The organism is Allohahella sp. A8 (assembly GCF_047946665.1).
Taxonomy (GTDB): domain Bacteria; phylum Pseudomonadota; class Gammaproteobacteria; order Pseudomonadales; family Oleiphilaceae; genus Allohahella.
The window spans coordinates 3,931,575-3,944,234 of record NZ_CP172312.1; the positions used below are offsets into that span (position 1 = coordinate 3,931,575).

At 56.1% G+C, this 12,660-nt stretch carries 11 protein-coding genes; 10 read left to right on the forward strand and 1 reads right to left on the reverse strand.

The genetic code is table 11. The features are described 5' to 3' along the window. Positions 1–51: 51 nt before the first annotated feature. From ACH3PB_RS17610 to ACH3PB_RS17620, 3 genes are all read left to right on the forward strand, one after another. Positions 52–2,106, forward strand: a complete 2,055-nt coding sequence (locus ACH3PB_RS17610) for an RICIN domain-containing protein (RefSeq protein ID WP_416396751.1) — start codon at positions 52–54, stop codon at positions 2,104–2,106. A 223-nt stretch (positions 2,107–2,329) separates the two neighbouring features. Then, positions 2,330–2,788 (forward strand): hypothetical protein, encoded by a 459-nt coding sequence (locus tag ACH3PB_RS17615; protein ID WP_416396752.1) that lies wholly within the window; start codon positions 2,330–2,332, stop codon positions 2,786–2,788. A gap of 92 nt (positions 2,789–2,880) precedes the next feature. Continuing rightward, positions 2,881–5,121, forward strand: coding sequence for a glycosyltransferase (locus tag ACH3PB_RS17620; RefSeq protein ID WP_416396753.1), 2,241 nt, complete (start codon positions 2,881–2,883; stop codon positions 5,119–5,121). Here the strand turns inward: ACH3PB_RS17620 and ACH3PB_RS17625 are convergent. Beyond that, on the reverse strand, positions 5,039–5,833 hold the full coding sequence (locus ACH3PB_RS17625) for a TVP38/TMEM64 family protein (protein WP_416396754.1): 795 nt from the start codon (positions 5,831–5,833) through the stop codon (positions 5,039–5,041). The two genes, ACH3PB_RS17620 and ACH3PB_RS17625, sit on opposite strands and share 83 nt — an antisense overlap. Before the next feature lie 176 nt (positions 5,834–6,009). Between ACH3PB_RS17625 and ACH3PB_RS17630 the strand changes: the two genes are divergently transcribed. The 7 genes from ACH3PB_RS17630 to ACH3PB_RS17660 all read left to right on the forward strand — a co-directional run bounded on the left by ACH3PB_RS17630 (position 6,010) and on the right by ACH3PB_RS17660 (position 12,656). Next, complete coding sequence (locus ACH3PB_RS17630) at positions 6,010–6,771, forward strand: M48 family metallopeptidase (protein ID WP_416399480.1); 762 nt, start codon at positions 6,010–6,012, stop codon at positions 6,769–6,771. Positions 6,772–6,837: 66 nt separating this feature from the next. Then, the gene (locus ACH3PB_RS17635; RefSeq protein ID WP_416396755.1) at positions 6,838–7,746 is read left to right on the forward strand and encodes an alpha/beta fold hydrolase; all 909 of its coding nucleotides are present in this window, start codon (positions 6,838–6,840) and stop codon (positions 7,744–7,746) included. A gap of 195 nt (positions 7,747–7,941) precedes the next feature. Continuing rightward, positions 7,942–8,700 (forward strand): SRPBCC family protein, encoded by a 759-nt coding sequence (locus ACH3PB_RS17640; protein WP_416396756.1) that lies wholly within the window; start codon positions 7,942–7,944, stop codon positions 8,698–8,700. 10 nt (positions 8,701–8,710) lie between these two features. After that, positions 8,711–9,913: a zinc-dependent alcohol dehydrogenase gene (locus tag ACH3PB_RS17645; RefSeq protein WP_416396757.1), complete on the forward strand. Its 1,203-nt coding sequence runs from the start codon at positions 8,711–8,713 to the stop codon at positions 9,911–9,913. Positions 9,914–9,932: 19 nt separating this feature from the next. Further along, positions 9,933–10,715, forward strand: a complete 783-nt coding sequence (locus ACH3PB_RS17650; RefSeq protein ID WP_416396758.1) for an SDR family NAD(P)-dependent oxidoreductase — start codon at positions 9,933–9,935, stop codon at positions 10,713–10,715. 85 nt (positions 10,716–10,800) lie between these two features. Next, positions 10,801–11,499 (forward strand): metal-dependent hydrolase, encoded by a 699-nt coding sequence (locus ACH3PB_RS17655; protein ID WP_416396759.1) that lies wholly within the window; start codon positions 10,801–10,803, stop codon positions 11,497–11,499. 119 nt (positions 11,500–11,618) lie between these two features. Beyond that, positions 11,619–12,656: an amidohydrolase family protein gene (locus ACH3PB_RS17660; protein ID WP_416396760.1), complete on the forward strand. Its 1,038-nt coding sequence runs from the start codon at positions 11,619–11,621 to the stop codon at positions 12,654–12,656. The last annotated feature ends 4 nt before the right edge of the window (positions 12,657–12,660 follow it).

Sequence of the window (12,660 nt, forward strand, 5' to 3'; positions counted from 1 at the left end):
CAGATTGTAGCCGCGCTGTAAAATGCGCGCCACATCACAAAGGGGCTTGGTATGGTTGTACAGACTCTCGATCGTGTATCCCGCAAACATCGGTTTCCGCCGCTCATCGTTAAATTATGCATCCTCGTTCAGTGTACGTTCGTCGCTCAGTTGAGTCATGCAGCGCTACAGTCTGGACAGGTTTATGCAGTGGTCAACGCCGGCAGTGGTCTTGGCATCGACACTGCCGGGGCGAGTATGAACAATGGCGCCATTCTACAGCAATGGGGCACTGGGGCGGGTGCTCACCAACAGGTCATTGCTCGGGCTACAGGCAACGGATTATGGACCCTTGAGCTTCGTCATAGCGGCAAGCTGATCGACGTCAACGGCGCTGCGACATGGCCGGGCGCGCCTGTCATACAATGGGCCGCCAACGGACAGGCCAATCAGCAGTGGCAAATTACCGAAACTGTTACTGGACGCTATCGTGTTGCGTCTGCCAACAGCGGGCAGGTGCTGTCAGTTGCCCAGAACGCGACAAGAAGCGGTGCGGCACTGGTGCAGGATTATGATTTCGGCAACGATTTTCAGCGTTGGGATTTTCGTCTTCTCAAGGGCTATGTCAACCCGGCATCGAATACCGCAGCGTCAGGGCAGGTTTACCGTCTGGAAAACGTTGGCAGCGGCAAGAGTCTCGATGTCGCAGGTGCCTCGACTGCGAATCGGGCTAACGTTCAGCAGTGGGGCTACGGCGGCGGTATTCATCAGCAGTTCGTGCTTCGTCAAACCAGCTACGGTGACTGGAACATAGAGGCTCAGCACTCAGGCAGCATGCTCGATGTGGCCGGCAATTCGACTGACGATGGCGGCAATATCCATCAGCATTCAGCCAATGGCTATTCCAACCAGCGATGGCAGTTCAATCGGTTGAGCGACGGTACCTATCAAATCCGATCTGTGCGCAGTGGTCACCTGCTCAGTCCGCAGTTTTTCCAGACTGGCAGTGGGACGAGTGTCGTGCAGGCGGCAGACGTGGGCAGTCCTTTCCAGAGATGGCGTCTGAGTACCATAGAGTTTGCAGCAGATAACGGCAGCGATGGTTTTGCAGCTCAGCCTGGTCGAGACGGTCTTCGCTCCACCACTGGCGGTGGTCAGTCGAATCCATGGCGGGTTTACAACTGCCAGGATCTCAAGCAGGCACTCACCAGCCCTTATCCTCAGGTTGTTCAGATTCCGGATAACGTGACCATCGACTGCCGGACCGCACCGCGGGACCAGGTAGCCTGCCCGATCGACTGTGGCTATTCTGATCCTGGCAAGACCTTTTATCGCGTTCCGGTTGGTTCGCAAACCTGCACGTCGCTGGGCAGTGTGAGCAACGCGACTGTGACGCGCTCACGAAATGAAACCGGTATTCACCTTGAGTCGAACAAGACGCTCATTGGTGGCCGTAATTCGAAAGTTAGAGGGGCAAGCTTCAACCTCAACGGCCGCAGCAATATCATCATTCGCAACCTTGAGATCTGGGATGTCAATCCAGGACTCATCGAAGCTGGCGATGGTATCGGCCTCGATAACAGCACCCATGTCTGGATCGATCACGTTCGTCTTGGTTTGATCAGCGATGGGTATATCGATGTCCGGAATAGCGAGAATGTCACGCTTTCCTGGAACCACCTGGACGGCCGCAACCCGGCAGTCTGTGGCTCTCAGCACCACTACACGGCCCTCGTATCAGAGTCGCAGGTGACCTTGCATCACAACTACTGGGATGAAGTGTCAGGAAGAAACCCGAAGCTGACAGGCAGTCGCACCCGGGCTCACCTGTTCAACAATTACTGGCGCAATGTGACTTACTTCAGTATCAGTGCCAGTGGCGGTGCGCAGGCACGGGTCGAAGGCAACTTCTTTGAGAATTCCAGTCGCCCGCACTGGAACGAAAACTTCAGCGCTTTCATTGAAGCGCCTCAGAACAGCAACATCTATGTGCTGCGCTCTGCAGAAGAGAAGCAGAACAAGGATGCCTGGGGCTCGGTGTTCGCAGACCTGAAGATGGATGCGTACAAGGTCGATGATGCTTCACGTATCCCGACTGCGGTATCTCAGGGCGCGGGACCACGCTGATTCGTCGTCGTGCCGTCACGGTAACGACGTTGTAAATTCAAGGCGCTGTGGGTCACCCGCAGCGCCTTTCTTCGTTGTGGGGGCGGATTTTCTTTTCCTCGCAGGACGATAAATCTACAATGACGCCTGGCTCGCCGGATTAAAAAGCGGCGAAACAGTTTTACAGCCAAGAGCTTGTCAAAGAGGCAGTTGTCGAAGAGGCCGTTTTTCCAGAGAGGGTGCCATGAGCTTTACCGTCACGAGCGAGCTCCAGATCGGTGCAGAAGAACTCCTGGCGACGCTTAACATGGCGGGCGTGAACGAGGAGCTGGCGCCGTTCGTTCGAATGACTGCCCCGCCTGGCTGGGCCGATCGAGCCATCGAAACGTGGCCTGAGCGGACAGTCCTGTTTTCAAGCTGGATTTTACTGTTCGGTGCCATTCCACTGGATAAACACACCTTTTTCTTTCGTTGGATTGACCCATCACGAGGTTTTAGCGAGAGCTCCACATCTTTCCTGCACGCCAGCTGGGAACATCAGCGGGAAATCGACGGCAGTGAATTTGCCTGCAGAGTCAGAGACACGGTCCAGTTCCGGAGCAGGATTCCCGGTCTGGGTGTTGTTCTCGAGCCGCTGTACAAGGCCATTTTCAGGCACCGTCATCGCCGTCTCAGGATACGCTTTGGCGCCAGCATTGATTGACATCTGAAGTCCCCGTCGCCGTACACCGATCAGCATCATATTCATCCGCGGCGTAGTTGACCGGAGCGCCTTGCAATGGACTGTAATCATCAATGGTATTGAGCAGAAAGCAGCGTTGGCTTCGCTTTGCCTATGTGGCGAATATTGTGCTGGTGTGTGTGCTCGTGGCTCATCAGATCCGTCTGTATGTCGAGAAGCCGGAGTTTGAATCTGTTCATGCCACGCAGGTCCCGATGATCAGGCAGCTGCTGGAGCGCAAGCCGGCTTATCGGTTCGCGGTGGTCGGCAACATCAATAACTCCGTGCATGTGTTTCGCGACAGGATCATTCCACGTATCAACCGCGATGATGTCGACTTTCTGATATCAGCCGGCAATGCCGTGGCCAGCGGGCAGGAGGAAAACTATAGGGCTATCTACAAAAGCCTTGAACAGCTTTCCAAGCCTTACCTCCTCACCTATGGTGCCAACGAGCACAGCGATTTTGGCAGTTTCCAGTTCTATGAGCATTTCGGGCCGCACTTCTTCTCATTCATCTCAGGCGACAGTCATTTCATCTTTCTTGACGGTACCGGTAAATCTTCGCTGACCTGGCAGCTCGACTGGCTTGAACGTGAGTTAAGCAATTCCAGTGCGGCCCATCGATTTCTGTTCATCGGCCTGCCGCTTCAGAAGGTGGTGGATCATGATCTGACGCCATTTGAATCCGATGCCTACCTCGAGCCGCGGGAATTCCGCAATGGCTTGGTGCGTATAGCAGAAACTCATGAAGTCGACGCCGTGTTCTCGGCAAATCTTGCGCTCTATTCCAGACAGTCCATCAACGGGGTCGACTACGTCACGACGGGAGGGGCGGGGGGCTTGATTGTGGATTCAGTGGACAGCTTTCATCACTTCGTCGTTGTGGATGTCGATGATGCTGGCGTGAAAATCAGCCGCGTTCGCCTGGATGTCGACGAGATTGCCTGGCGACGAACACTGAAAAGCGCGTGGTCCACGATCTATGCCTTTTTCTACGTCAGCTATCTGCGCTTCCTGCTTATCGTCAGCGTTTTGCTTATCGTGGCAATACGCTTACATCGCCTGATTGCAGAAGAGCGAAATTACTATCCGAACTTTGAAATCGACCCCACGCCATACCTGAATCGTTCGCTCAGGATAGGCATGTACTCAAACAACTATTTTCCCTTCGTTTCGGGTGTCTCGGTCTCGGTAGACAGATTACGGAATGGATTGACGGCGCTCGGAAACCAGATTCTGCTTTTCGTGCCGCGCTATACGGACAACGCAGCTCATGAGCAGGGGGTGATCAGGGTGCCGACCTTCATGGCCTTCGGCGAAAAGCGCGAATTCCGCCTCACGAATCCGCTATCACTGAAATTCTATCATGAGCTCAAACGATTCAGGCCGGACATCATCCATGTGCATCACCCGTTCTGGCTGGGTTCGCTGGGGCTGTTGCTCGGCTGGCGGCTCAAGGTGCCAGTCGTATACACATATCACACGCGTCTCGAGCATTACGCTCATTTCGTGCCCCTGCCAGGGATGTTATTCAGAAACCTGATATCGCATTATCTCATCAAGCGGTTTTCCAATCGCTGTCATGGGGTCATTGTGCCCACCTATTCGGCGGAGGAATACCTGCGCGTGTTGGGGGTGCGGACAACTACGCTGGTACAGCCCACCGGCATTGATGTCACCCGGTTTCGCACGGTCGATACAAACCGACTGTCGGTTCTGCACGAGAGATATCAGCTGGATGGGAAGACGGTGCTCGTGAGCGTGTCCAGAGTCAGCAAGGAGAAAAATATCGGCTTCATGCTTGGTGCCCTGGCAGTATTGCGCCAATGGGGGGTTCATGACTTCCACCTGCTGCTGGTGGGGGACGGTCCTGGTGCAACGAGCGTGCGGGCAAGAATTGTTGAGCTCGACCTCGAGCGACACGTCACTCTGATTGGCGCCGTACCGCCAGACGACATCCCCCTGTATTACCATCTTGGGGATATCTTCGTATTCGCCTCGAAGTCGGAAACACAGGGGATGGTGATACTCGAGGCGATGGCTGCTGGTTTGCCGGTAGTATCGGTCAGGTCCAGCGGTATCGACGATGTGGTGCGGCAGGGTCATAATGGTTTCAAGACGCCTGAAAATCGTCATGAATGGGCGCAGAGTCTCAAAGAGCTCATTGAAGACGAGGCACTCAGATTACAGCTCGGGAAGCAGGCTCAGGCCTTCGCGGCCGATTACGATATCAGCCACTTCGCTCGCTCGATTCACGGCTTCTATGCTGAGGTGCTGGCGGAATATCATGCCCACTCGCCTCGCAGGCACTAGGCGTCGGTGGTCCCATAGGCGGTATTGCTGGCCCTTCGCGACGGATGAAGCGTCTGGTGAGTCGGGCCAGAACGAACAGCAATCCTATCGCAGTGGCCAGACCGGCCAGGGCCCAGAGCAGTTCTTCGGGTTGAGCGGCACTGAACAGCGCGCCCAACTGGCTGCCTAGCAGGATGACCACGGCCAGCCCCGGGACGATGCCCAGTGCGGAGCCGATCATGTAGTCGCGGAAGTTGAGATGGAAGGCGCCGGCCATCATATTGGTCAGTGTGAACGGCGCCAGAGGCAGCAGGTTGATGATTGTCATTGTGCGGATGCCGCGTTCGGACAGATAAGCGGCCATGCCGGTGAGATAGCGTCCACCGTAGTGCAGCAAGGCAGTGCGGCCGAGCCAGTGGCCGGCCCAGTACGATACGACTGATGACGCAAGGGTGCCGATGGTGGCGTAAAGCAATCCCCAGGCGGGCCCGAATACCAGACCAGTCACCACGACGAGTAGACTGAGCGGAAACATGACCAGCAGTAGACCCGCATAGACCAGCGTGATCGCCAGAACCATCCAGGGCGCCGTACGCCACTGCGCGACATGAGTGACCAAAGCGCGTAGCGTCTCGATGTTGAGCAGGCCGCTCGACCCAAGCCAACGCCACATCAGTGCCAGCAGGATGAGGCTCAGTATGCCGATGGCCACTTTCATCAGTGAACGTTGCATAGGCAGAACATCCTTGGACACAATATGAAGCGCGGGAGCATACAGCAGCGGCTGCAGGCACCCAATGCGGCAGAAAGATGATTGTAAATGCGGATGACTGACACCATTGATGTGCTGAAACCAGGCCAGATTGTCGAGGAATACGTTTGAAACTCAGGGTACTGTTCAGTGTTACAATGCTAAGTCTGCTGGCGGCTTGCCAGGACTCGCCAGCAGGCCGCAGTCAGCTCATATTGCTACCAGACTCGATGATGACCGACCTGGGGCACGAAGCGTTCGCAGAGATGAAGCGTCAGCAGATCATTGAAACCAATCCTGCTATCAATGCGTTTGTCCGCTGCGTGTCCGAACATGTCATCGAGGCAGCTGGTCGGGTTTATGCCGCCGAGTCCATGCCAGCTTCCTGGGAAGTCGTCGTATTCGACAACCCCCAGCCGAATGCCTTCGCACTGCCAGGGGGAAAGATAGGCGTGCACACCGGCATGCTAAGACTCGTTGAGACGCCGGATCAGCTGGCTGCGGTCATCGGCCATGAGGTCGGTCACGTCCTGGCTGATCATGGTAACGAGCGAATGACCCAGCAGCTCGGCATCCAGTCGGTGCTGTATGTCGTCGGCCTGGTGAGCGAAGGGGAAGGGCAGCGTCTTCTCATGGAGGCCCTCGGCATCGGCTCGCAACTTGGTATTGCGCTGCCGTTCAGCAGGGCGCATGAACGCGAAGCAGATCTCATTGGCCTGAACATCATGGCCACGGCGGGCTTCGAACCGAAGCAAAGTGTAAGCCTGTGGCGTAACATGGCTGCTGCGGGCGGTGGGCAGCCACTGGAGTTCCTGTCTACACATCCAGCGCATGAAACACGAATCGAGCGACTGGAGGCCCAGATGCAGGCGGCATTAACGCTGTATCAGGCGGCATCACCTGCTACCTGCGCCAGGTGACGTCGGCCTGCGGAGTAGCGCCGGCAGCCGTGGTTGCTTTCGAGTCTGATGTACGAGGAGAAATGGATGTCTTACAAACTGGGCCAGTTTATCTGGGCGATTCTGATGCTGATGGGCCGGAAGGCCTCGAGACTTGCCCTCAAGTCTGGCAGTGTTGGTGGACGAAGCTACACCTGTCTCGTCTCGGATGAAGCTGATTCGGCGCTGGAGACGCTCGTGCTCCTCCATGGCTTCACTGGGTCGAAGGACTACTGGTTGCCACTTATCAAGCAGCTCAAAGGTCGCTTCAATGTACTGGTCATTGACCTGCCTGGTCATGGGGGCAGCCATTTCGATCCTGCTCAGGATTTTTACGAACAGGCGGTCAGAATCATCGATGACGCGCTCTGGTTCCACAAAAGTGAGCGGGTACATCTGATTGGCGCCTCCGTTGGCGCGATGGTGGCCTGCAGGTATGCCGAGCGAAATCCGCAAAGGGTGCATACGCTTGTGATGATTGGGCCGGCGGGTGTGCCAGTAAGCGAGCCGTCTGAATTTTACGCGGAGGTTGATGCTGGGCAGAATCCGTTCTGGATTCACACCCGTCAGGCCTGGCGGCATCTGCTCAGCCTCGCATTGCGAACCCCCCCGCCGGACTTCTGGCCGGTCTCTGCCTTTCTCTTCGGCGACTATATGAAACGCCAGTCTACCTACCGTCTGATCTGGGATCAGATCGTCGACGAGCATCGCCGTTTCCGTCCTTTGGACTTTACGGCCGTGTCGGCCCTGCCTTGCCGCAAGATGCTGGTTTGGGGTGAGGCCGAACGAACCTTCCATAGATCGACCGTCGAGGTGCTCAGCGAGCATTTGCCAGAGCTGCGGATATTCCGCTGCGATAAGAGTGGTCACGCCGTTCACTATGATCAGCCGAAGTGGCTGGCAGAGCTGCTGTGTGCCGAAGTCATCATGCCTCCCCGAACACCGCCTCTGGCTTAACAGGCCTGCTTATTGCAATCAATCTTTCCGACACTGGTTGGGATGTCACTACTGTGGTCTGGAATTGCGGTGAAAGCCCCGGATATCGGGCTTTCCAGCAGCCGATGGCTTGGGCGGGACAAGGAACACACGCTGAAGCGCTTACAAAAGTGATCGCAGGAATTTCAACCTTCCCCTGATCGAAGAAGGAGAAATATGATGTCGCATTATGATGAAGGGCGGCCTTACAGCGAGTATGACACCGAAGACTATGAGATGGACTACGATCCCGCGTACGACGCCGAATGGGATGAGCTCCAGTGGGCCGAGGATGAGTCCAGACGATCGCGTGTAGCGACCGGAACAGCCCTTGCGTTGGGTGCAGCCGGCATCGCACTGGCGGCAGTAGCCGTAGGCGTCTATCGGCACAGGGCAGAAATTGCCGATCGGCCTGCTGATAGTGCGCCGGACAGAGCGGCCAAGGAAACGCACCGGAATAATGGCAAGGCTGTGGCAGGCAAGACGGTACTGATCAATCGTCCAAGAGCAGAGCTATTCAAGTTCTGGGAAAACTACGACAACCTCCAGCATTTCATGAAGAATGTGGAGCATGTCGAAACTCATGGGGAACGCTCGGTCTGGAAAATAGCTGCACCGGCGGGTCAGACAGTCACCGTGGAAACCGAGCTCGTTGAGCGACGGGAAAACGAACTGCTCTCCTGGAAGTCGACCGAAAACTCACAGATAGAAACCGAAGGTCATATCGCCTTCCGCGATGCGCCCGCAGGCAGAGGTACCTATGTCGAGGCCGTGGTGCAGTACAAGCCGCCAGTTGGCCAGTTCGGCCGGATGATTGCAAAGCTCTTCCGCCGTGAGCCTGGTGTCCAGGCCCGCCATGAGCTCAAGCGTTTCAAGATGCTCATGGAAACCGGCGAAATTGCGACTTCACACCACTACATCCACGACGACGCCTGAGGGGAATACTATGCGAGCACTCACTTATCACGGTACTCACGATGTCCGGGTCGACACGGTGCCTGACCCACAAATCATCAATCCTCGAGACGCCATTATCAAGGTAACCTCCACAGCGATCTGCGGCTCAGACCTGCACTTGTACGACGGAGTGATTCCTGCCGTGCTCGAAGGCGATATTCTCGGTCATGAGTTCATGGGAGAAGTCGTCGAGACGGGCAAGAAAAGTACATTGAAGAAAGGTCAGCGTGTGGTCGTGCCATTCACTATTTCCTGTGGCAGCTGTTTCGCCTGCAACATGAAACAGTATTCGGCGTGCGACAACTCCAATCCCGTTGAAAAACAGGACATGACCGAGATGATGTTCGGTCACGCTGTGGGCGGACTGTTTGGCTATTCGCACCTGACCGGTGGCTATTCCGGAGGGCAGGCAGAGTATGTGCGAGTCCCATTCTCCGACGTAGGGCCTGTTGTCATTCCTGATGAGCTGGAGGATGACAAGGTGCTGTTCCTCTCCGACATTTTGCCCACAGGCTGGATGGCTGCGGAAAATGCTGAAATCGAGGACGGCGACACCGTTGCGGTCTGGGGTTGTGGTCCAGTTGGCTTGTTTGCAGTGCAGAGTGCCCTACACATGGGCGCGCACCGCGTTATTGCAATCGATCACCATCCACACCGGCTGGAGCTGGCGCAGTCCAAAGGTGCGGAGATTATTGACTTCAAACGGACCAACGTAATGGAGGCCCTGTTGGAGATGACCGGTGGAATAGGACCAGATGCTGTCATAGACGCAGTCGGCATGGAGTCTCACGGTTTCGCCTTCGACAGTCAGGCCAACATGATGAATGTGGCCGATACCATCAAGCAGAAAGTTGGCATTGGCGCAGATCGCGGCGGTGCGCTACGCGAAGCCATTTTTGCCTGCCGAAAGGGCGGCCGACTATCAATGCCAGGTGTTTATGGGGGCTATCTGGACAAGTTCCCGCTCGGTGCGCTCATGGAAAAAGGGCTGCAGGTCAAAACCGGGCAGACCCACGTTCAGCGTTACACCGCTGAACTGCTTGATCTCATCCGGGAAGACAAGATCGATACGACCTATATGATCAGCCATCGGCTGTCGCTTGAAGATGCGCCAACCGGCTACAAGAACTTCAAGGAAAATCAGAATGAGTGGACCAAGGTGGTCCTGAAGCCGGAGCTTGAGCCGGCCTAGATCGAAGGAGGAAATCATCATGAACTCCAAACCACTTGCTGTAGTGACCGGTGCCTCGACAGGCATCGGTCTCGAATTGGCTATCTGTTGTGCGCAGGACGGATACGACCTGATCATCTGCGCGAATGAAGCAGAGATCGAGTCTGCCGCTGAAGAGGTCAGTCGACACGGTGCAACTGTGGAGGCTGTGCAGGCGGATCTCGGGTCGAAGGAGGGGGTCGACAAACTGTGGTCGGCCATTCGTGGGCGTCAGGTTGATGCCTTGCTGGCCAATGCAGGGCGGGGTCTCGGCGGCGCGTTCCTCGACCAGGATTTTGCTGAAGCGAAGAACGTCGTGGATGTGAATGTGAGCGGCACGATTTCTCTGGTACAGAAGGTCGGGCGCCAGATGCGCGACCGGAACAGCGGCAAGATACTGATAACCGGATCCATCGCCGGTTTTGTGCCGGGGGCTTTTCATGCGGTATACAATGGCACCAAAGCCTTTCTCGACAGCTTCGCCGAGGCGCTGCGCAATGAGCTGAAGGAAACGGATGTGACGGTAACCTGTCTCATGCCTGGCTTGACCGACACACCCTTCTTCGACCGGGCGGGTATGCAGGATACACCTGCGTACGATGCGCCGAAGGAGGACCCTGCAAAAGTAGCCAAGGTGGGGTATGAGGCGATGAAGAAGGGTGAAGGTTCAGTCGTCAGTGGCTTCATGAATAAGCTGCAGACAACCTTTGCCGGCATCATTCCAGACTCGATTCTGGCAAAGATGCACCGTCGCTTGGCTGAGCCGGAGGACTCGAACGCCTGACCGAAGCCATGCGGAGGCTTGCCCTGACACTGAGGGCGAGGTATAAGAGCCTGAAATAAATGGACTAAAGGCTTGGCCAGGGATTATGGCAAATTTCAACGCGCATCTCGTAGGCGGTGCAGTCGTCAGTGGATTCGCCGCCTCCGCAATGGCATATACCTCGGTATACTCGCTAAATCAGGCTGTCGTACTATGGGTCGCTGGTACGATAGGGGGCTTGCTGCCTGACATCGATGCCGATTCGTCTGTGGCGCTTTCCTGGATATTTACCTTGCTGGCTTTCGTGGCGGCCCTTGTGGTGTTACAGGCCGCACCGGGGCAATCCCTGCTCACGATCTGGATATTGATGCTTGGGGTTTTTGCTGTCGTGCGCTTCGGTATCATGCAGCTCTTTTTCCGCCTTACCCGTCATCGCGGCGCCTATCATTCCTGTCTTGCTGGCATCTTCACAGCGCTCTGCGTCACTTTTGTCAGCTGGCGCTATCTCAGCCACAGCGAAGCGTTTGCCTGGGCCATAGGCGGTTTCGTCCTCCTGGGGTTCGTAACACATCTGCTGCTGGATGAATGCTATGCCATCGATATTAGTGGCGTCCGATTAAAGCGTTCGTTCGGCACTGCGATCAAGCCCTTCAGCCTCCAGGTCTGGTGGGCGAGCCTGCTGTTCGGCCTTGGCAGTGTTGGACTCTGGCGCCTGCTCCCCTCGCCATCACCCTTCATAGATGCCGTCACTACGCTCTTGCTGCAGGAGTCGACCTGGCAACTTGCCTGGCTGCGTTCGTCATGAGCTGAACTGCCTAAGGATAATCTGGTATATCGCCGCTGATACGGCGGTCAGGGTTCTGACGTAGAATGTGCAGTATGTGACCCAGGACGGGCACACGATGTTTTTACGGAGTTGATATCTTGCTGTACCGGATCTTCTGCTTTTTGCTGTTCCCAGTTCTTCTACACCCCAGTCTTGTTCACGCACGCGACTATCGCTATAGCGACTCGCACATGCATTACGTCGATTTTTTCCAGAACTCCGAAGGCATAATGAAGCTGCTCGAGGCCATGGACAAAGCTGAAGTCGAACACGTGATGATTTCCGGTATTCCGCTCACGAAGAAGTGGGATGAGAATGAGCCGAAGCGGCCTCGCTACTATGCCGGCGATTACGGCAGTACCTACTGGTATAGCGCCACCGATGACATCGTCGCGGATGCCGTCATGCAGCTTCCGCCAGAGCAGCGGGATCGTTTCCATCCATTCCTGTGCGGCTTCAACCCGACCGACAAGAACGCCGACGCCCACATTCGCCGCTTACTGGATCGTTATCCCGGCTTATGGCAAGGTATCGGGGAAGTCTTTACCCGTCACGACGATATCACTGCTATGACCGAGGGCGAGACACCGCGGCCAGACCACAAGGCTATGGAGCGGGTTTACAGGCTGGCGGCAGAGTACGATCTGCCGGTCATGGTGCATGCGAATATCACGTCTCAGCGCGAACGCAATCCTCTGTATGTCGACGAAGTCGAGACCGCGCTGAAGAAACATCCGAAAGTGCGTTTCATCTGGGCCCATGCAGGTACTAGCAAGACATTGCATCGCATACAGGAGCGCCTGAACTTTCTTCATCCTCGTCTGAAGTCGCTGCTGAAAGAGTACCCTAATCTGTATATCGATCTGTCGTGGAGCATGCTCGAACCGTACCTGCTGAATACCGACGGCTCCCCTGACAAGGACTGGCTGGCGCTTGTAGAAGCGTTCCCCGACCGCTTCATGATCGGCTCGGATGTGGTGGGTAGCTTCGACAGCATGGGCAAGTTCCTGACCGGCTTCGATCCTTTCCTCGACGCGCTGCCGAAGGCGGTGGCACAGGCGGTTGCCCGCGATAACTTCCTCGCTGTACTGCCTCGTAATCGGCAGATGGCATCAGTCGAGCCGACGGCGGACTAGATCG